The following is an 18,725-nucleotide window of genomic DNA, read 5'->3' as shown; positions in this document are numbered from 1 at the left end:
GGGAGCGAGCCTGCTCGCGATGGCGGTTTTGCAGGCACTGCATTTGGTTGCTTATGCCAAAGCATGTCCCGACGCCAATGCCTCTTCACGCAGCCATGCAAAAAACGCCCGAACCGGTGGATGACGTTCGCGTCCCGGCACGCACAGGGCGCTGTAGCCGGCGCCATCGACCTGGATTTCCTCCCGGTACGGCAACAACAGACCACTGGCCACGCTTTCCGACACCAGAATATTACTTGCCAACACCAGGCCTTGCCCGGCAATCGCGGCTTGCAGGGTGTAATGCTCTTCGTCGTATTCGCGCACGGCGGGCCGGCCGCTCAGCCAGGTTTCGCCTGACTGTGCGCACCAGGCTTCCCAGCCGTGGGCATAGAGTTTGGAGTTGTGCCAACGCACGCTGATCAGTGTGGGGGTGCGACTCGATGCCAGGGCCACTTGTTCGGGCGAACCGTAGACACCGAAGGACTCATCAAACAGGCACAACCCGTACAGGTTGGGGTAATCGTCGAGGCTGTAGCGCAGCACCAGATCGACACTGGCGTCCTGATGCAGATCGATGACTTCGCAGTGGGTATCGAGGCGCACGTTGATGTTCGGGTGCCCGGCGTAGAAGCGTCCCAGCCGTGGCACCAGCCACAGCGCGGCAAAGGCAGCGGTGGTGGAGACCGTCAGGCTGGCGCCGCTGCGTTGCGGGCGCAGGGTGTCGACACTTTGCGCCACTTCAAGGAACGCCCCGTGCAGGCTCTGGAACAGCCGTTCGCCGCATTCGGTCAGGCGTACCTGGCGTGGCAGGCGCTCGAACAACGGCACGCCGAGCCAGCTCTCCAGGGAGCGGATCTGGTGGGACACCGCCGTCGGGGTGACGGACAGTTCTTCGGCGGCGGCCTTGAAGCTCAACAGGCGTGAGGCGGATTCAAAGGCCCGCAGGGCGGTCAACGGCAACGAGGCAAACATTGAACACTCCATGGATGAAATGGATTCATCCAGACTGATTTCTGCTCATTTGAATAAGAGCAGCTGTGAGCTTCAAGCTGCAAGCCACAAGCCGTTTGAGTTTAGCCCTGAGGAGAGACAGATGAGTAGAATTCTTGCTGTTCACGCCAGCCCCCGTGGTGACCGTTCGCACTCCCGGCGTTTGGCCGAAGTGTTTCTGTCGGCCTGGCAGGCCCGTCATCCACACTCACAGTTGACCCGACGCGAAGTCGGGCGAGCGCTGATACCGCCGGTCAACGAGGCATTCGTGGCCGCCGCGTTTTACCCCGAGCCTGCCGCTCGGCCGCTGTCGATGCAGGCCGATCTGGCGTTCAGCGACGAACTGGTCGGTGAGCTGCTTGGCCACGATGTGTTGCTGATATCCACGCCGATGCACAACTTCAGCGTACCCAGCGGCCTCAAGGCCTGGATCGATCAGATCGTGCGGGTGGGGGTGACCTTCGATCACACCCTGGACAATGGCGTGGCCCAGTACCAACCCTTGGTGCAGGGCAAAAAAGCCCTGATCATCACCAGCCGTGGCGGCTTCGGTTTTGGCCCGGGCGGCGAGCTGGAAGCCATGAACCATGCCGACACGCTACTGCGTACAGTGCTCGGATTCATCGGCATCACGGACATCACCGTGGTAGCTGCCGAGGGCGAAGAGTCCGCCGAGCGCAGCTTTGAGATCTCTGCCGCCGAGGCTGAGCAGCGCTTGTTGGCGCTGGCCGGGGAGTTCTAGATGGCCTGGCTGTTTCTGCTGGTCGCCGCCGGGTTCGAAGTCACCTTCGCCATGGGCATGAAGTATGCCGAGGGCTTTACCCGGCCCTGGCCTTCGCTGATCACCGTGGTGGCCGCTGTGGGCGGGATCTACTTCCTGACCCTGGCCATGCGCGAGTTGCCGGTGAGCATCGCGTACCCGATCTGGACCGCCATCGGTTCGCTGGGCACGGTGTTTCTCGGTTTCGCGCTGCTGGGTGAAAGCCTGAGCGTGATCAAGCTGGTCTCGGTCGGCCTGATCGTGGCGGGCGTGGTCGGGTTGAAGTAGGGCGGATGACATAGACTTGTCGTCGAGTTGTCATCTTCGCTGGTGATGCTTGGCGGATGTCTCGCATCCCGCCTTGCGTCACCGCCCGACCACAAGGATGTCCGCCCATGTCGCAAGGTTTTGCCCCGCGCTACCCGTTGGTGTTGGTCCCGGGAATGCTCGGGTTCATCCGGTTGGTGCTTTATCCGTACTGGTACGGGATCGTCGAGGCGCTGCGCCGCGGCGGTGCGGTGGTGTTCGCGGTGCAGGTCTCGCCGCTTAATTCGAACGAAGTGCGCGGCGAGCAACTGCTGGCACGCATCGACGAAATCCTGCGGGAAACCGGGGCCGCCAGGGTCAACCTGATCGGCCATAGCCAGGGTTCGCTGACCGCCCGTTATGCAGCGGCCAAACGCCCGGACCTAGTGGCATCGGTGACCTCGGTGGCGGGGCCGAATCACGGTTCGGAGCTCGCCGATTACCTGCACGAGCATTATCCCCATGACAGCGTACGCGGTCGTCTGCTGTGCTTTTTGCTGCGGATGGTCGGCGCGCTGATGGGGTGGCTGGATACCGGTTACCGCGGGCCGAAGCTGCCGGTGGATATCCGTGCGTCCCATCACTCCCTTACCAGCGCAGGCGTCGCGCTGTTCAACCAGCGTTACCCACAGGGGCTGCCCGACACCTGGGGCGGTCACGGGCCGGAAGAGGTCAACGGTGTACGCTATTACTCCTGGTCCGGTACTTTGCAACCGGGCATTACCGATCGCGGGCGCAATCTGCTGGACGGCACCAACCGCAGTTGCCGGCTGTTCGCTAAAACTTTCGTCCGCGAAGCCGGGCATTGCGACGGCATGGTCGGGCGCTACAGCTCGCATCTGGGCATGGTGATTGGCGATGAGTATCCGCTGGATCACTTCGATATCGTCAACCAGTCGCTGGGGCTGGTGGGCAAGGGGGCCGAGCCGATCCGCTTGTTTGTCGAGCATGCGGCGCGGTTGAATGCGGCTGGGCTTTAGTCCGCCCTGTGGAGAGGGAGCAAGCTCCCTCTCCACAAAAAGCTAGGAGCGCCCCAACACCGTCGTCCAACGCTCGGAAACAATCACCCCACCCAACGTCAACACCCCGCCCACCAGGTGATACAGCGCCAGCTGCTCATGCAGCACCACCGCCGCAATCAATGCGGTAATCAGCGGCAGCAAGTTGAAAAACTGCGTGGTCCGGCTCGGCCCCAACCGCACCACGGCCTGCATCCACGCCAGCGGCGCGACCATCGAAGCCAGCAGGCAGGCGTACAGCACCAGTGGTATGTTCTGCAGGGTCGGGCCGACTTTCGGTGAGGCGAGGAACAACGGAAACAGCACCACAACGGCCACCAGCACCTGCAAATACAGGAGCACCAGCGGCGGCAGTTTCAGCTGCCATTTTTTCAACAGGGTGCTGTAGACCGCGTAGGCCAGGGTGGCGATCAGCATCATCGCGTCGCCCAGGTTGACCCCGTGTTCGAGCAATGCGCCAAGGCTGCCGGACGACACCACCACCAGGACACCGGCGAATGACAGCACCGCACCGGCCAAGGCCCCCATGGTCAGGCGCTGGCCGAGGCTGATGATCGCCATGGCGAGCGACATCAATGGCATCAGCGACAGGATGATGCCCATGTTGGTGGCCGAGGTCAGGCTCGCAGCGAAGTACGCCAGGCTTTGGTAGACCGCCATGCCGAGAACACCAAGGACAAAGATCTTGCCCAGTTTCGGGCGGATCAGCGGCCAATGGGCGAGCACCGGTTTGAGCATGAAGGGCGTGAACAGCAACCCGGCCAGCAGCCAGCGGTAGAAACCGATCTCGGCGGGGAAGATCGCCCCGGCCGACATTTTGGTGATCACGGTGTTGCCGGCCCAGATAAAAATGGCCAGCAGGGGATAAGCGTATTGCATCGGGAAAAACCAGAACGTTAATGAAGGGCAATTATCCGCTTGTCTGGATGCAAGCCTATACTTCGATCCAGACAACCCGCCCCTGATGACGGACAGCATGAGCAGTAAACACATCGACCTGCTGGATTTCAGCGAACTGCCGTCGGCGGTGTACTTCCGCTACGCCGATTTCGACGCCCACGAATACGCCGCGCCCCATCGACATTCCTGGGGGACCCTGGAATACGCAGCCCACGGTGTGTTGCACATGGACGTCGAGGGCAGCCGCTTCATGTCGCCACCGCAATACGCGGTGTGGGTACCGCCGCAGATCGAGCACAGTTTCTACAGCCACCAACCGGTCAACTACCGCGCCGTGTGCCTGGCACCCAAGGTGTGTGCCGATCTGCCGCCACGAGCCTGCACCCTGGCCATCAGCGACATCCTCAAAGCAATCCTCAAGGACTTCGCCGCGCGGGACGTGAAAATCCCCGAGCAGGCCGCCGACCAGCGTCTGGCCCAAGTATTGGTGGACCAGTTGCAACAGGCTCCGGTGCACGAGTGCTACCTGCCCTATGCCAGCAGCCCCGGGTTGCTCGGAATTCTCGAAGCATTGCAGGCCGAGCCTGGGGATAACCGACCCCTGTCGGAATGGGCCGCACGCATCCATGTCAGCGAGCGCACCCTGGCGCGGCAGTTCGTGCGGGAACTGGGCATGAGTTTCGGTGAGTGGCGCCAGCGCCTGCGTTTTCTGGCGGCGATCGAAGCGTTAGATAGCCAGCGCAGCATTCAGGAAATCGCCTTCGACATGGGCTACAGCACCGGCTCGGCGTTTATCGCGATGTTCCAGCGCCAGGCCGGGTGTACGCCAAAACAGTATCGCCGCAGCCACCTGGAGAGCAGGAAGGTGTAACAGGGGTTGTCTACACTCCAGTACAAGGCCGCGCCCCTCGGTGTGGCGACCAGGAGAAAACTCCATGAAGATGATGCGTGTCCCTTTGTTGATGATCGGTTTGCTGCTGTGCTCCCAGGGCTTTGCCGCCAACACGGCCCAGCAAGAGAAGATGACCACCTGCAATGCCGACGCTACGGCTAAAAGCCTCAAGGGCGACGAGCGCAAAGCATTCATGAGCACCTGCCTGAAGGCGACTCCGGCGGCAAACGATGTCGGTAAGGCCTTGACCCCACAGCAAGAGAAGATGAAGACCTGCAACGCCGACGCCGCCACCAAAGCCCTCAAGGGTGATGAGCGCAAGGCGTTCATGAGTGATTGCCTGAAGAAAAAATGATTCACAGGGATCAACTAAGTCGAGTGTGGGAGCGGGCTTGCTCGCGAAAGCGGTGCCTCAAACAGCATTGAAGTTGACTGACACGACGCCTTCGCGAGCAAGCCCGCTCCCACATTTGATTGATGGCGATTTTCAGATATGTGTACGACGATCCGCGATGGGGCCCGCACTCGAGCTGCCACCCCACTAAGGTCGCCCCACACAATCCCTAGTGCTCGCACCGGATCGCTGGCAGACTGCCAATCCTTTTTACGCCGTTCGTTTTTGAGGCTGTATGCCAACGTTTTCTCAGCGTCAAGTTTTGCTGGTCATCAGCTGGGTCATTATCTTTGGCGGTTTGTTGCTGGTGTTGCCGTTGCGTCTGTTACCCAGTCTGCTGGCCGGATTGCTGGTCTTCGAGCTGGTCAACATGCTCACCCCGCAACTGCAACGGCTGATCGAAGGCCGGCGCGCGCGCTGGCTCGCCGTGGCCTTGCTGGGGACGTTGATCGTCAGTGTGCTGACGCTGATCTTCGCCGGTGCCATCAGCTTCCTGCTGCACGAAGCAGAGAACCCCGGCGCTTCCCTCGATAAATTCATGGGCGTGGTCGACCGCGCGCGCGGACAACTGCCACCGTTCATCGACGCTTACCTGCCTGCCAGTGCCGCGGAGTTTCGTGTAGCGATTGGCGAGTGGGTGAGCAAGCACCTCAGTGATTTGCAACTGGTGGGCAAGGATGCGGCGCACATGTTCGTGACGCTGCTGATCGGCATGGTGCTCGGCGCGATCATCGCCTTGCAGCGCGTGCCGGATCTGACCAAGCGCAAACCGCTGGCGGCGGCGCTGTTCGATCGCCTGCACCTGTTGGTCCAGGCGTTTCGCAACATTGTGTTCGCCCAGATCAAGATTTCCCTGCTCAACACCTTCTTCACCGGGATTTTCCTGGCGGTGGTGCTGCCGATGTTCGGCATCAAGCTGCCGTTGACCAAAACCCTGATCGTGCTGACGTTCCTGCTCGGCCTGCTGCCGGTGATCGGCAACCTGATGTCGAACACCCTGATCACCATCGTCGGTTTGTCGTTGTCGATCTGGGTCGCTGTGGCGGCGCTGGGTTACCTGATTTTTATCCACAAGCTCGAATACTTCCTCAACGCGCGCATCGTCGGCGGGCAGATCAGTGCCAAGTCGTGGGAGTTGCTGCTGGCGATGCTGGTGTTCGAGGCCGCGTTCGGCCTGCCGGGGGTGGTGGCGGGGCCGATTTACTACGCGTATCTGAAGAGTGAGTTGAAGCAAGTGGGGATGGTCTGACGGCAGCCACAAGCTTCAAGCTTCAAGCTGCAAGTAAAAGCCAAGAACAAGCGCCGCCCTGCTTTTACTTGAAGCTTGCAGCTGCTCCTCAGCCGTAGCGTTTTGCAGCCTCGATCGCCAGACCGCTACCGATACTGCCAAAAATATTCCCTTCCACATGCCGCGCATTCGGCAACATCGCCGAAACACTGTTGCGCAGCGCCGGAATCCCGCTCGAACCGCCGGTAAAGAAAACCGTATCCACCTGATCGACCCGCACATCGGCGTCCGCCAGCAATTGGGTGACGCTGTTGCGCACCCGCTCCAGCAGGCTGTCGATGGCCGACTCGAACAGTGCACGGCTCAGGTCCACGCTCAGGCCCGCTTCAATGCGGTCCAGCGGCACGTGGCGGCTCTCGGCGTGGGTAAGCTGGATCTTGGTTTCTTCCACTTCCATGGCCAGCCAGTGCCCGGCGCGCTGTTCGATCAGCTTGAACAGGCGGTCGATGCCGCCAGTGTCTTCGATGTCGTAGCGCATGCTGCCCAGGGCCAGTTGCGACTTTTGCGAGTACACCGAGTTGATGGTGTGCCAGGTCGCCAGGTTCATGTGGTGACTGGTCGGCATGTAGGCGCCGCTCTTCATGCGGCTGCCGTAGCCGAACAGCGGCATCAGGCCTTGCAGGCTGAGCTGTTTGTCGAAGTCGGTTCCGCCGATGTGCACACCGCCAGTGGCGAGGATGTCCTCGTGGCGGTTATCCACACCCCGACGCTCCGGCGACAGGCGCACCAGCGAGAAGTCGGAGGTACCACCGCCGATGTCGACGATCAGTACCAACTCTTCTTTCTCGATGGTCGACTCGTAGTCGAACGCAGCGGCAATCGGCTCGTACTGGAACGAGACTTCCTTGAAGCCGATCTTGCGCGCCACGTCTACCAGGGTGTCTTCGGCTTCTTTGTCGGCCATCGGGTCATCATCGACAAAAAACACCGGCCGACCCAGCACCACCTCTTCGAATTCCCGACCGGCGGCGGCTTCGGCACGGCTCTTGAGCTGGCCGATGAACAACCCGAGCAGGTCCTTGAACGGCATCGCCGTACCCAGGACGCTGGTGTCGTGCTTGATCAGCTTGGAACCCAGCAGGCTCTTGAGCGAGCGCATCAGGCGGCCTTCATAGCCTTCCAGGTATTCGTGCAGCGCCAGCCGGCCGTACACCGGGCGGCGTTCTTCGATATTGAAGAAGACCACCGACGGCAGGGTGATCTTGTCGTCCTCCAGCGCGATCAGCGTTTCCACGCCGGGGCGCAGCCAGCCGACAGTGGAGTTGGACGTGCCAAAGTCGATACCCAAGGCACGGGCTGGAGATGCGTTGTTCATGTCTTTCAGGTTCCGGTTAAAAAACGGCCGCGCAGTGTATGCCAGTGCGCGCCAGATTCGAAGGCCGGTTATCTGCTAAATCTCGCCTGATGATCCTTGAAAGACGAACCATTACCCCCAAACTACCCTGCATCAACCGGACAGCCGCGGGAGTGCTTGCAAGAAGCCCCGCCGGCTGCCGATAAACTTCTGCCGCGCCGCCCGGTCACAAATTTGAGATCGGTCAAACCAATGGCTGCAAACAAGCGCATGCTGTGGCCCGTGGCGCGATTTGATAACGGATGGTGATTCCCGCGATGGACTTCAAAGACTATTACAAGATTCTCGGTGTGGAGCCGACCGCAGACGATAAGGCGATCAAGGCCGCCTATCGCAAGCTGGCGCGCAAATACCACCCCGACGTCAGCAAGGAAAAGGATGCCGAGGCGAAGTTCAAGGACGCCTCGGAAGCTTATGAAGCGCTGAAAAGCGCCGACAAGCGCGCCGAATACGATGACTTGCGCCGCTATGGCCAGCACGGCCAGCCGTTCCAGGGACCACCGGGCTGGCAAAGCCGTGGCGGTTTCGGTGGTGGTGGCCAGGACACGGGCGATTTCTCGGACTTTTTCAGTTCGATCTTCGGCAACCGTGGGCCTGGTTTCAGTGGGGGTGGAGAGTCACGTCGCAGCACCGGACGTCGAGGGCAGGACGTGGAAATGGAACTTGGGGTTTTTCTCGAAGAAACACTGTCGACCGAATCGAAGAAGGTCACCTTCCAGGTACCGCAGTACAACGCGGCCGGCCAGCACGTGAGCAACACCAGCAAAAGCCTGAATGTGAAGATTCCGGCCGGTGTGAGTGACGGCGAGCGCATTCGCCTCAAGGGGCAGGGCGCTCCGGGTGTGGGTGGCGGGGCCAATGGCGACCTGTACCTGACGATCCGTTTTGCACCGCACCCGAAATTCGACGTCGAAGGCGAGAACCTGATCATCACCTTGCCACTGGCACCGTGGGAGCTGGCGCTGGGCGCCGAAGTCGCCGTGCCGACCCTGACCGGCAAGATCAACCTCAAGGTCCCGGCCGGCAGCCAGAACGGCCAGCGCATGCGGGCCAAGGGCCACGGCCTGATGAACAAGGCCGGTGAGCGCGGTTACCTGTTCGTGCAACTGAAGGCCGTGATGCCGAAGAAATCCGACGATGACATCAAGGCCCTGTGGCAGGAGCTGGCGAAAAAAGCCGCATTCGACCCGCGGGAGCATTTTTGATCCCTTAGAACCAAGGAGTCACTGACTATGAGCAGTCCCCTGATCGTTCAACTGGACATGGCAGAATTCTGTGAGGCGGCCGAGCTGTCGGACGTCTACGTGATCGAAATCGTCGAACACGGCATCCTCGAACCTCAGGGTGCTCAGCCCAAGGACTGGGTTTTCAACGACTACGAGCTGACCCTGGCCAAGCGCGCCGCCAAGCTGCGGCGCGACCTTGACCTGGAATGGGAAGGCGTCGCCCTGGCGCTGGACCTGCTCGAAGAAGTCCAGCAACTGCGGGCCGAGAACCGCATGCTCAAGCAGCGATTGGGGCGGTTGGTGGTGGAGTAACTCAAAGAGTGGCACCCAACCTGTGGTGAGGGAGCTTGCTCCCGCTGGGCTGCGAAGCAGCCCCAAAAGCCAATCACCGTAATCGTCTGACACACCGCTTTCACCGATTCTGCGACCGCTGCGCGCTCGAACGGGGGCAAGCCCCCTCGCCACAAAAGCGCTTAAAGCTTCCTCGGCAACACCACGGTAAACGTCGTGCCATCAATCTCACGGGAACTGACCTCGATCGTCCCCTGGTAGTAGTCCCTTTGCCGAAAAAAACACGACCGCTCATGCCGAGGCACAGGCGGACATGCCGATGGCGGTAGATATATGTTTTTGGCTCCCTGATTTTCGATCCTCCGGAGCCTTTTCAGGGGGCCGGCCAAGCAGCTATTTGGACTTTTGTTTCAGGTGTAGGTGAATAAGCTGGTGGTTCTTTTCCTGTCATCAAGGTGATTCAAAAGTGTCTGATTTGCATGGAAGCAATTCACAAGAAATCCCGGGCGGAGTGTCCATCGATAGTCACGGGAAACATTACCGTCGAACAAACGACGTGATCCCCGCTGCCATCAAGAATGCGCCGCTGGCGAGGCTGAAGTCCCTGCTGGCGCTCGAGCCGCAAATGCCCGAGTGGTATAGCGGCGCGCGGGAAATCGACCGTCAATACCTCAAGCAGTTGATGGATGAGCGCTGGCGTTTGCAAGGCGTACTGGACCAGACCCTGGGCGACTTGCAACATGACATCAATGCCTTCGCCGAACCGTTGCTCAAAACGGCTTTGCAGTCGAAATTCAACACGGTCGAGAACATCAACGGGCTCACCGTACAGCTCGAGGTGCCGAGCACGATCATTTTCGGCATCGATACCGGGGCCAGTCGTGTCCGCCGATCCACGTTACTGGAAGCAGCGCTGCACAATTTCGAAGAAGACGAAACGGCACCTGGCGCGTTGCGCAGCAGCTCCGGTATTTACCGCAAGGACAGTCGGGGCAGTCTCAGTCTTGAAACGGCCATCACCCTCCCTGCGTTTGCAGCCTTGTGCCGAAGCCTGGACATCGGCGGGCAATACCAGCGACACATCAAGTCCGTCCTGTTGTCCGAAACCCCACAGGCACAGCGAACCTTGCAACGGAATTCGGTGGCCAGTGAAAAGGCGGCCCTTCATGTGGCCGCGCTGATTGCCCGATTGAAGGGTGATATCAGTGACCATGCCTACGGAAAATTGGGCCAGGTGCGTGAGGGCCGGGCAGATATCACGCTGTACGACCAGCCGTTGCAGTGTCATCGGTTGTCGCTGATGGGCTTTCGAATGACTGGCATCGTGTTGTTCAGTGCAGTCATTGAGCCATCGCAAGTAAAGCGCGAAGTTGAAGCGTTGACGCCGGCCCTGTTGAGGTTCTGGATAGACTGGTCGCGCCGCATCCCTGTACTGCCGGGCCAGGAATATGATCGATTCAAACTGCTGCAAGCCTTCTTTGCCAACGGACCGCAGGGGCTGAGCGATGAGCTGTTGCGCCGCGAAGATATATATCAACAGAGCCGATTGACCGGTCCGTTGATCGCCTATGTCCCGGATGATCCGGAGCATCCCCTCAAGGAGTATCCGTCGCTGACCGCGTTCATGAAAACGCTGATCGGTCAGTTGAGAAATGCCGATTACCAGGCCTTTTTCAGCCGCTTCGTCGCGCAGAAGGACAAAGGGCTGTTTTTCGCCCGGGTCAACGAGCGTCTCACGACCTTCACCTGGCACGAGCGCGAGCCGCTCGACATGGGCCCGTGGTGGCGTGAAGCAGCGGTTGAAAACCCCGATGCAGAGCCCATCACCAACCAGATGACGGGTGATCTGTGGGTGGCGCTGTTTCTGCAGCGCCGCGACAAGGCCATCGCCGATGCCAGGCTCATCGCTGTACCGACCGGCGATGAAGATGCCAATGCACGCTTCAAACGCCTGACCAGTTACCTGTCAATTGGCTGGAACCTGTTCAATTTCGCCGCAATGCTGGTGCCCGGCCTGGGCGAAGCCATGCTCGGCATCATGGTCGCGCAGATGCTCGCCGAGGTGGCCGAAGGCGTCGAGGACTGGAGCAAGGGTGACAAGGAGCAAGCCTCTGCCTATTTCAACGGGGTCTTGATCAACTTCGCGCAATTGGCACTCATGGGCGCCGGACATGTGCTGCCCGGCACCGGTGTCGCGCCGATCAAGGTGTCGCCGTTTGTCGAGGGCCTCAAACCCGTGGAGGTCGGCGGCAAAGAGCGTTTGTGGAACCCTGACCTCGCTCCCTATGAACAACCGGTCGTGTTGCCCGATGGGGCGAAGGCCAGTGACACAGGGCTGTACCGTCATCAGGATCAGGACCTGCTGCGGCTCGATGACAAATGCTACGCAGTCAGGCAAGACCCGGACACCGGCCGGCACCGGCTTCAACACGCGACTCGCGCCGATGCCTATCAGCCGCTGCTGGAGCACAACGGTGCCGGCAGTTGGAAGACGGAACTCGACCAACCGCTCGAATGGGACAAGGGGCAAATACTCAGGCGTCTGGGCGCTTCGGTGGATGGATTCTCCGATGAAACCCTGGAGCAGATTCTGACCGCCAGTGGCGTGCACGAAAATGTGCTGCGCCGGCTTCACGTCGAACAGCAGACCCCTCCCGCTCTGTTGGCCGATACCCTCAAGCGCTTCAAGGCCCATGCTGATGCGCAAGCCTGCGCAGAGCAGATTATGGCCAACCGGATCGGCGAGGAATGGGCCGATTACGCCGTGCGATCCATGACCGAAATGGGCGGCTGGTCCGGCGACAAGGCTATAGAAGTCTTCCAGGGGCCGGGACTGACGGGGGCGTCGATCAAGAACGGCTATGCCCAGGCGTCACTGGCCAACACGTTGCAGATGACCAGATCTTACCTGCTGGCGGGGGCGCTGCCCGAGCGCGTGGTGGGGTTCCTTGACGAACAGGCGCTTCGCGAACTGCTCCCCGAATGGTTATCCGGTGACGCGCAGAAGCGTGCGCAAGCATTGCGCGAGCAATGGGCGGCACAGGTGGGCCGGCGCAAGCGGCAGTTGTTCGACCTCCTGTACAGTCATTGGACCCGTTCGGACGATCCTTTGGTGAATCTGCTCAAGGAGGATTTTGCAGAGATATCGATCAGCCAGGCGCAAGAACTGCTGGGTGAGGCGCACCCCTCGGACGTGCAACACCTGAGCGAAAAAAAACGCGTGCCTTTGCGGCTGGCTGAACAAGCGAGGAAGGCCGCCGAGCAATTGCGGGTGACACGGGCCTATGAGGGACTTTACCTCGACGCCTTGCACAGTGCTGACACCGCGCGCCTGAAGTTGCACTCCCTGGCGGCCCTGCCAGGCTGGCCGACGGATTTGCGCCTGGAGGTTCGTGAGTATTCATTCGGGGGAGCGTTGACCGACAGTCTGGGCCCCGTCGACGCGCCGATCCGCAAAGTGCTGATCCTGGATGAGGATGGCAAATACCAAGCGCGGGACGACAGCGATCAACACCTGCACGGCGCGGACAATCTGTATGCCGCGGTGCTGCATGCGTTTCCGGATTCACAGCGAACAACCCTGGGCTTCGGCATCAACGAGGCTGCGCGACTGGAGCAAGCGATTAAGGCACGCCCCCTGGATCGTCAGGTGTTTGAGCCGATTCTGCGGGACAACCCGAATTACAAGCCGACCTACGATCCGACCGGCTTGCGCCTGCGCGGCGGCATGCGTGGCTATGCCCGGCAAGCACCGCATGGCATGGGGCTGCGGCGCCGGGCTCAGGCACTGTATCCGGATTTTACCTCGGAGGAGGTCGAGACGCTGCTGGCGCAGTTCAGCCAGGGCGAAGGTGCGGTGCATGAACGACTGGCCGTGCTCGAGACCGAGTTCAATCAGTTGAACCGCACCCTGCAACGCTGGATGAACTCGCCGACGCAGTCCTCTCGTTTTACCCCGGCGGGCGTGGCGGAGTGGCATGCGCGGAACAATATCTACAAAGCGCTCAGGCAATGCTGGCAGCGCACCGGGCCTGAGGGCATCGAGGCCTCCAGCGTAGTGCGACCACAGGCGTTGAGACTGGACAACATTCCCAGGCTGAGCCGACTGCTGGAAACCCTGCCGAAGCTGGAGGCCAACTTTGATCACGTCACCAGCCTGAGCCTGCGCGGTGGGCAGTTGCGTTCCGGGCACCTGTCGTTCCTGGACTCGTTCCATCAGGTGCGTTACCTCAACCTGCAAGACAATCTGCTGACGGCGCTTCCGCAGGCAATGAAGGACATGCGTCATCTCACTCACCTGTTTCTTGACGGCAATAACATTGAACTGGATGTTGTGGCGGTCGATCGCCTGAAGAATCTGACGCGCATGATGTTCCTGCGCTTGCGCGGCAACCCGCTGAAGCTCATTCCGAACATCAGCCGAATGCCGCATTTGCAGGTGCTGTTGCTGGGCGAAACGGGACTGGACAGCTGGCCTGTCGGGCTGTTTTCGCAACCGCGGCCGCGCAGTATCTATCTTGATCTGAGCGATAATCCGATCAGCCGGATACCCGAGGTCGCGCCCGGTTCATTTCGCGCAGAGCTATTGGCGCGCACCGTGATCAGTCGGTCCCCGCGCTGGATCTCGCCGGAGAATCTCGATTTCCTCAAGTCTTACATCGAGTCGGTCGGCATGGACCCGGAGCGTCCTTATCCGCCCCGTGGCGTAATCGATAGCGCGGAATGGGGGACGGGTATGTCCGAGCAAGAATGGCAGAAAAAGCAGGAAGTCTGGGACGCGGTCGAGGATGAGTTCAATTCAATGCCGTTTTTCAATGAACTCGACAAACTCACAAATTCCGCTGACTTCAAGGCCGGTGGGACCTATCAGACAGAACTGACGGCCAAGGTCTGGCGCATGCTCGAAGCCATGGCCCGTGACAGTGAACTGCGCATCAAGTTGTTCAACGAAGCTGCAACACCCACCGAATGCGTGGATGGCGTTACGCAACTGTTCAATGCCATGGGCGTGCAGGTGTTGGTCCACGAAGCTTACGCCCTGGAGCGTGCGGACCTGATCGAAACACAGTTGCTGGAACTGGCCCTGGGCAAGTCCCGGCTCGATGAACTCGCTGCCATTGCCCGTCGCCGGGTGTCAGAGCGGTTGGCAAAGGGAGAGCGGTTTCGCCGTTACGACGCCGATGGCGAAGTGACCGGCACCATCGATGAAGTGGAAGTGCACCTGGCCTACATGACCGATCTGGCGGAGCGCCTGGATTTGCCGTGGCAGGCACGGGGCATGCAGTTTCGCAGCATCGCCGAGGTCAGCAAAGAGATGATCGAGGCAGCGTTCCAGCGGATCAAGGCGCTGGAGGAAGGTGACCTGCTGATCGACCGGATCTTCGAGCAACCGCTCTGGAAAACCTGGCTGGAGTCGACTTACCGCGAGGAGTTGAACGGCTTGAAACGCCGGATTGACGCCACCATCGATTTGCAGGATGCGTTGCAGCGCAGGGCTGAAGGTGCGGGGTTGAGCACCGAGGAAAAGGCTGCGGTGGAGGCGCAAATCAAAGGGCTGTGCAGTGAATTGGGCAAAAGTGAAACTGACTTTGCCGATGGCAGGCTGATGACTGACGAGGAATATGTTCAAGCCTTGGATGACATCGATCTGCAGATTACGCAGTTGCTGAAAAAACTGACACGGGAAGCGATGAATCGGGCCAGGCTGGATCGGCTGCGGATTGAATCCACTCAGTAACCACGGAAAAAACAAAGGCCTCGACACAGGGTGTGCGAGGCCTTTGCTCGTGTCGTGGTTGCCGGATTAGAACAGGAAGTAACGCTGGGCCATCGGCAAGGTTTGCGCCGGCTCACACCATAGCAACACACCGTCGGCCTTGACCTGGTAGGTCTGCGGATCAACGTCGATGTTCGGCAGGTAGTCGTTGTGAATCAGATCGGTTTTCTGCACGTCACGGCAGCCTTTGACCACGGCGATTTTCTTCTTCAAGCCCAGGGCTTCGGGCAAGCCTGCATCCTGTGCGGCCTGGCTGATGAAGGTCAAGCTGGTGGCGTGCAGCGAGCCGCCGAAGCTGGCGAACATCGGGCGGTAGTGCACCGGTTGTGGCGTCGGGATCGAGGCATTGGCGTCGCCCATCAGGCTGGCCGCGATGGCTCCGCCCTTGAGAATCAGCGTCGGCTTCACGCCAAAAAACGCCGGGCGCCAGAGCACCAGGTCCGCCCATTTGCCTACTTCCACCGAACCCACTTCATGGCTGATGCCGTGGGTGATCGCCGGGTTGATGGTGTACTTGGCGATGTAGCGTTTGGCGCGGAAGTTGTCGTTGCCTTGACCATCGCCGGGCAGTGGCCCGCGTTGTTTTTTCATCTTGTCGGCAGTCTGCCAGGTGCGGGTGATGACTTCGCCGACGCGCCCCATGGCCTGACTGTCTGAGCTGATCATCGAGAACGCACCGAGGTCGTGGAGGATGTCCTCGGCGGCAATCGTCTCGCGGCGAATGCGGCTTTCGGCGAACGCTACGTCTTCGGCAATGCTCGGGTCGAGGTGATGGCAGACCATCAGCATGTCGAGGTGTTCATCAATGGTGTTGCGGGTGAACGGCCGGGTCGGGTTGGTGGAGCTGGGCAGCACGTTGGCAAAACCGCAGGCCTTGATGATGTCCGGCGCATGACCACCACCGGCACCTTCGGTGTGATAGGTGTGAATGGTGCGGCCCTTGAAGGCGGCGAGGGTGGTCTCGACGAAACCGGATTCGTTGAGGGTGTCGGTGTGGATCGCCACCTGCACGTCGAACCGGTCGGCTACATTCAGGCAGTTGTCGATGCTCGCTGGCGTGGTACCCCAGTCCTCATGCAACTTGAGGCCGATGGCTCCGGCCTTGACCTGCTCGATCAACGGCTCGGGCAGGCTGGCGTTACCTTTGCCAGTCAGGCCGATGTTCATCGCAAACGCATCGGCGGCCTGAAGCATGCGCGCCAGGTGCCACGGCCCGGAGGTGCATGTGGTCGCATTGGTGCCGGTAGCCGGTCCGGTGCCGCCACCGATCATGGTGGTGACGCCGCTCATCAACGCCTCTTCGATCTGCTGCGGGCAGATGAAGTGAATGTGGGTGTCGATGCCGCCAGCGGTGAGGATCATGCCTTCGCCAGCGATGACTTCGGTGCTGGCGCCAATGGCGATGTTGACGTTGGGCTGGATGTCCGGATTGCCGGCCTTGCCGATCGCCGCGATGCGCCCGTCCTTGAGACCGACGTCGGCCTTGATGATGCCCCAGTGATCGATGATCAGCGCGTTGGTGATCAGCGTGTCGACCACCTCGGCGGAGAGCAACTGGCTCTGACCCTGGCCGTCACGGATGACTTTACCGCCACCGAATTTCACTTCTTCGCCGTAGGTGGTGAAGTCCTGCTCCACTTCGATCCACAACTCGGTATCGGCCAGGCGCACCTTGTCACCGACAGTGGGACCGAACATTTCGGCGTAGGCTTGACGGCTGATTTTCATTTCCTCGTTCCTCGGAACTGAGCTGCAAGCTTCAAGCTGCAAGCCTCAAGTAAAAGCAAAATTGTGAGTGCCGCAAAACTGCTTTTTTCTTGCAGCTTGTGGCTTGCAGCTTGTGGCTGCTCCTCAGAGATCACCCATGATCCTGCCGGCAAAGCCGAACACCCGACGATGCCCCGCCAAATCCACCAACTCCACCTCGCGGCTCTGCCCCGGTTCGAAGCGCACCGCGGTGCCGGCGGGGATGTTCAAGCGCATGCCGCGGCTGGCGGCGCGATCGAACGTCAGGGCATCGTTGGTTTCGAAAAAGTGGTAATGCGAGCCGACCTGGATCGGCCGATCACCACTGTTGGCCACTTTCAGACTGATCGTGCGCCGACCGACGTTGAGTTCGATCTCGCCGGGCTGGATCTGGTATTCACCGGGAATCATCAATGGGCTCCTTGGAGAATCTTGTAGTACAGGGCGGTCGGCTTGTAGCGGCCGCTCGGGTCGCAGGCGTAGTCGGGAATCTCACCGGCGCGGGTATAGCCCAGTGATCGGTAGAAGTCTTCGGCGGGCGAGCCGGCCTCGGTGTCGAGGTAAAGCATGCCGCGCTTGTGCTGCAGGGCGGCCGCCTCCAGCGCGCTCATCAGTTGCTGGCCCAGACCGCGACGCCGCGCATGTTCGCGCACCAGCAGCTTCTGCACTTCGGCCCGGTTCAGGCCGTTGGCTTTCTGGCACAGATTCAGCTGTACGCTGGCCTGCACCTGTTCGTCATTGACCACCACCCACAGCAACACATTGCCCTTGTTCAGGTTGTCCTGGACTTCATCGAAATAGGCGTGGGCCTGGGTGGAATCGAGGTCAGCCATAAAGCCGACGCTGGCGCCATAACCGACGGCATCGAGCAGCAGATCGATCAGGCCCTGGCGATAATGCGCAAAGCTTTCGACGTTGACGCGTCGCAGTTGGGCGGGGTTCATGGGCGATCACTCCTTGTTGGCGGCGGGTGGTTGCGCGCCAGGATTGAGGGTCAGTTGCATGAAGGTCAGGTCCAGCCAGCGACCGAATTTGGTGCCGACCTGCGGCATTTGCCCGGTGGTGATAAAGCCGATGCGCTCATGCAAGCGAATGGAGGCGGCGTTACCGCTTTCGATGGCCGCGACCATCACGTGCTTGCCGCAGCCTTTGGCGCGTTCAATCAGCGCTTCCATCAGTTGCGGGCCGAGGCCGTTGCCGCGCTGGTCGCTGCGCACGTAGACCGAGTGCTCGACGGTGTGGCGGAAACCGTCGAAGGGTCGCCAGTCGCCGAACGAGGCGTACCCGAGCACCGTGTCGTCGGCATCGACAATCACCAGAATCGGATAACTCTGGGATTGTCGGGCGCTGAACCAGGCCTGGCGGTTGCCGAGGTCGACCGCCTGTTCGTTCCAGATCGCCGTGGTGTTGAGCACCGCGTCGTTGTAGATGTCGCGGATGGCTGGCAGATCGGCATGCACGGCATCGCGGATGTGGTAAGTCATGGCGCGGCCTCAGGCGATGGGTTGGTGGACGGTGACCAGTTTAGTGCCGTCGGGGAACGTGGCCTCGACCTGGATTTCCGGGATCATTTCCGGGATGCCTTCCATCACTTGTTCGCGGGTCAGCAGGGTGGTGCCCAGGTGCATCAGGTCGGCCACGGTCTGGCCGTCACGGGCGCCTTCAAGCAGCGCGGCAGAAATGTAGGCCATGGCCTCCGGGTAATTGAGCTTCACACCGCGAGCCAAACGCCGCTCGGCCACCAGGCCGGCGGTGAAGATCAGCAGCTTGTCTTTTTCGCGTGGGGTCAGGTCCATCGTAG

The 18,725-nt window shown here is 60.6% G+C and carries 17 protein-coding genes; 9 read left to right on the top strand and 8 right to left on the bottom strand.

The genetic code is table 11. From position 1 onward, the window contains the following. Positions 1 to 51: 51 nt before the first annotated feature. On the bottom strand, positions 52 to 966 hold the full coding sequence (locus KGA85_RS10050; RefSeq protein ID WP_223543087.1) for a LysR substrate-binding domain-containing protein: 915 nt from the start codon (positions 964 to 966) through the stop codon (positions 52 to 54). 109 nt (positions 967 to 1,075) lie between these two features. On the opposite strand from KGA85_RS10050, the gene KGA85_RS10045 reads away from it, so the two are divergent. From KGA85_RS10045 to KGA85_RS10035, 3 genes are all read left to right on the top strand, one after another. Continuing rightward, complete coding sequence (locus KGA85_RS10045) at positions 1,076 to 1,714, top strand: FMN-dependent NADH-azoreductase (protein WP_223461610.1); 639 nt, start codon at positions 1,076 to 1,078, stop codon at positions 1,712 to 1,714. Then, positions 1,715 to 2,020: a DMT family transporter gene (locus tag KGA85_RS10040; protein ID WP_223461612.1), complete on the top strand. Its 306-nt coding sequence runs from the start codon at positions 1,715 to 1,717 to the stop codon at positions 2,018 to 2,020. Between the two features lie 107 nt (positions 2,021 to 2,127). Next, positions 2,128 to 3,018, top strand: a complete 891-nt coding sequence (locus tag KGA85_RS10035; RefSeq protein WP_223461614.1) for an esterase/lipase family protein — start codon at positions 2,128 to 2,130, stop codon at positions 3,016 to 3,018. Positions 3,019 to 3,060: 42 nt separating this feature from the next. On the opposite strand, the gene KGA85_RS10030 is transcribed toward KGA85_RS10035, so the two are convergent. Next, positions 3,061 to 3,936 carry a DMT family transporter gene (locus KGA85_RS10030; protein WP_223461616.1) on the bottom strand — a complete coding sequence of 292 codons (876 nt, stop codon included), beginning with the start codon at positions 3,934 to 3,936 and terminating at the stop codon, positions 3,061 to 3,063. A gap of 97 nt (positions 3,937 to 4,033) precedes the next feature. Here KGA85_RS10030 and KGA85_RS10025 point away from each other — a divergent pair, with 97 nt between their 5' ends. The 3 genes from KGA85_RS10025 (at position 4,034) to KGA85_RS10015 (ending at position 6,492) form a co-directional block, all read left to right on the top strand. Further along, positions 4,034 to 4,828, top strand: a complete 795-nt coding sequence (locus tag KGA85_RS10025) for an AraC family transcriptional regulator (protein ID WP_223461618.1) — start codon at positions 4,034 to 4,036, stop codon at positions 4,826 to 4,828. A gap of 64 nt (positions 4,829 to 4,892) precedes the next feature. Continuing rightward, the gene (locus KGA85_RS10020; protein WP_223461620.1) at positions 4,893 to 5,204 is read left to right on the top strand and encodes a PsiF family protein; all 312 of its coding nucleotides are present in this window, start codon (positions 4,893 to 4,895) and stop codon (positions 5,202 to 5,204) included. Positions 5,205 to 5,478: 274 nt separating this feature from the next. Then, a complete protein-coding gene (locus tag KGA85_RS10015; protein WP_223461622.1) occupies positions 5,479 to 6,492 on the top strand; it encodes an AI-2E family transporter in 1,014 nt (337 codons plus the stop codon). A gap of 88 nt (positions 6,493 to 6,580) precedes the next feature. Here the strand turns inward: KGA85_RS10015 and KGA85_RS10010 are convergent, their stop codons facing one another. Then, complete coding sequence (locus tag KGA85_RS10010; protein WP_223461624.1) at positions 6,581 to 7,846, bottom strand: Hsp70 family protein; 1,266 nt, start codon at positions 7,844 to 7,846, stop codon at positions 6,581 to 6,583. Positions 7,847 to 8,142: 296 nt separating this feature from the next. Between KGA85_RS10010 and KGA85_RS10005 the strand changes: the two genes are divergently transcribed. The 3 genes from KGA85_RS10005 (at position 8,143) to KGA85_RS09995 (ending at position 15,139) form a co-directional block, all read left to right on the top strand. Beyond that, positions 8,143 to 9,090 (top strand): DnaJ C-terminal domain-containing protein, encoded by a 948-nt coding sequence (locus KGA85_RS10005; RefSeq protein WP_223461626.1) that lies wholly within the window; start codon positions 8,143 to 8,145, stop codon positions 9,088 to 9,090. 27 nt (positions 9,091 to 9,117) lie between these two features. Next, positions 9,118 to 9,423, top strand: a complete 306-nt coding sequence (locus tag KGA85_RS10000) for a chaperone modulator CbpM (protein ID WP_223461628.1) — start codon at positions 9,118 to 9,120, stop codon at positions 9,421 to 9,423. Between the two features lie 445 nt (positions 9,424 to 9,868). Continuing rightward, the gene (locus tag KGA85_RS09995) at positions 9,869 to 15,139 is read left to right on the top strand and encodes a dermonecrotic toxin domain-containing protein (protein WP_223543086.1); all 5,271 of its coding nucleotides are present in this window, start codon (positions 9,869 to 9,871) and stop codon (positions 15,137 to 15,139) included. Positions 15,140 to 15,205: 66 nt separating this feature from the next. On the opposite strand, the gene ureC is transcribed toward KGA85_RS09995, so the two are convergent. From ureC to KGA85_RS09970, 5 genes are all read right to left on the bottom strand, one after another. Next, positions 15,206 to 16,906, bottom strand: coding sequence for an urease subunit alpha (gene ureC, locus KGA85_RS09990; RefSeq protein WP_223461631.1), 1,701 nt, complete (start codon positions 16,904 to 16,906; stop codon positions 15,206 to 15,208). Positions 16,907 to 17,029: 123 nt separating this feature from the next. Continuing rightward, positions 17,030 to 17,335 (bottom strand): urease subunit beta, encoded by a 306-nt coding sequence (locus tag KGA85_RS09985; protein WP_223461633.1) that lies wholly within the window; start codon positions 17,333 to 17,335, stop codon positions 17,030 to 17,032. Then, positions 17,335 to 17,868 (bottom strand): GNAT family N-acetyltransferase, encoded by a 534-nt coding sequence (locus tag KGA85_RS09980; RefSeq protein WP_223461634.1) that lies wholly within the window; start codon positions 17,866 to 17,868, stop codon positions 17,335 to 17,337. Before KGA85_RS09980 ends, KGA85_RS09985 begins: the two co-directional genes overlap by 1 nt. Before the next feature lie 6 nt (positions 17,869 to 17,874). Then, on the bottom strand, positions 17,875 to 18,408 hold the full coding sequence (locus KGA85_RS09975; RefSeq protein ID WP_223461636.1) for a GNAT family N-acetyltransferase: 534 nt from the start codon (positions 18,406 to 18,408) through the stop codon (positions 17,875 to 17,877). 9 nt (positions 18,409 to 18,417) lie between these two features. Beyond that, positions 18,418 to 18,720: an urease subunit gamma gene (locus tag KGA85_RS09970; RefSeq protein ID WP_007999380.1), complete on the bottom strand. Its 303-nt coding sequence runs from the start codon at positions 18,718 to 18,720 to the stop codon at positions 18,418 to 18,420. Between the last annotated feature and the right edge of the window lie 5 nt (positions 18,721 to 18,725).

It is taken from the genome of Pseudomonas sp. GL-B-12, assembly GCF_019955895.1.
Lineage (GTDB): Bacteria > Pseudomonadota > Gammaproteobacteria > Pseudomonadales > Pseudomonadaceae > Aquipseudomonas.
Note: the sequence above shows the minus strand (reverse complement) of the source record. Positions and strands in the feature narration are given on the sequence as shown.

Excerpts from the sequence above, each read along its gene's own strand:
- KGA85_RS10050 (WP_223543087.1), bottom strand. The coding sequence starts at position 966 with ATGGAGTGTTCAATGTTTGCCTCGTTGCCGTTGACCGCCCTGCGGGCC.
- KGA85_RS10045 (WP_223461610.1), top strand. The coding sequence starts at position 1,076 with ATGAGTAGAATTCTTGCTGTTCACGCCAGCCCCCGTGGTGACCGTTCG.
- KGA85_RS10040 (WP_223461612.1), top strand. The coding sequence starts at position 1,715 with ATGGCCTGGCTGTTTCTGCTGGTCGCCGCCGGGTTCGAAGTCACCTTC.
- KGA85_RS10035 (WP_223461614.1), top strand. The coding sequence starts at position 2,128 with ATGTCGCAAGGTTTTGCCCCGCGCTACCCGTTGGTGTTGGTCCCGGGA.
- KGA85_RS10030 (WP_223461616.1), bottom strand. The coding sequence starts at position 3,936 with ATGCAATACGCTTATCCCCTGCTGGCCATTTTTATCTGGGCCGGCAAC.
- KGA85_RS10025 (WP_223461618.1), top strand. The coding sequence starts at position 4,034 with ATGAGCAGTAAACACATCGACCTGCTGGATTTCAGCGAACTGCCGTCG.
- KGA85_RS10020 (WP_223461620.1), top strand. The coding sequence starts at position 4,893 with ATGAAGATGATGCGTGTCCCTTTGTTGATGATCGGTTTGCTGCTGTGC.
- KGA85_RS10015 (WP_223461622.1), top strand. The coding sequence starts at position 5,479 with ATGCCAACGTTTTCTCAGCGTCAAGTTTTGCTGGTCATCAGCTGGGTC.
- KGA85_RS10010 (WP_223461624.1), bottom strand. The coding sequence starts at position 7,846 with ATGAACAACGCATCTCCAGCCCGTGCCTTGGGTATCGACTTTGGCACG.
- KGA85_RS10005 (WP_223461626.1), top strand. The coding sequence starts at position 8,143 with ATGGACTTCAAAGACTATTACAAGATTCTCGGTGTGGAGCCGACCGCA.
- KGA85_RS10000 (WP_223461628.1), top strand. The coding sequence starts at position 9,118 with ATGAGCAGTCCCCTGATCGTTCAACTGGACATGGCAGAATTCTGTGAG.
- ureC (WP_223461631.1), bottom strand. The coding sequence starts at position 16,906 with ATGAAAATCAGCCGTCAAGCCTACGCCGAAATGTTCGGTCCCACTGTC.
- KGA85_RS09985 (WP_223461633.1), bottom strand. The coding sequence starts at position 17,335 with ATGATTCCCGGTGAATACCAGATCCAGCCCGGCGAGATCGAACTCAAC.
- KGA85_RS09980 (WP_223461634.1), bottom strand. The coding sequence starts at position 17,868 with ATGAACCCCGCCCAACTGCGACGCGTCAACGTCGAAAGCTTTGCGCAT.
- KGA85_RS09975 (WP_223461636.1), bottom strand. The coding sequence starts at position 18,408 with ATGACTTACCACATCCGCGATGCCGTGCATGCCGATCTGCCAGCCATC.
- KGA85_RS09970 (WP_007999380.1), bottom strand. The coding sequence starts at position 18,720 with ATGGACCTGACCCCACGCGAAAAAGACAAGCTGCTGATCTTCACCGCC.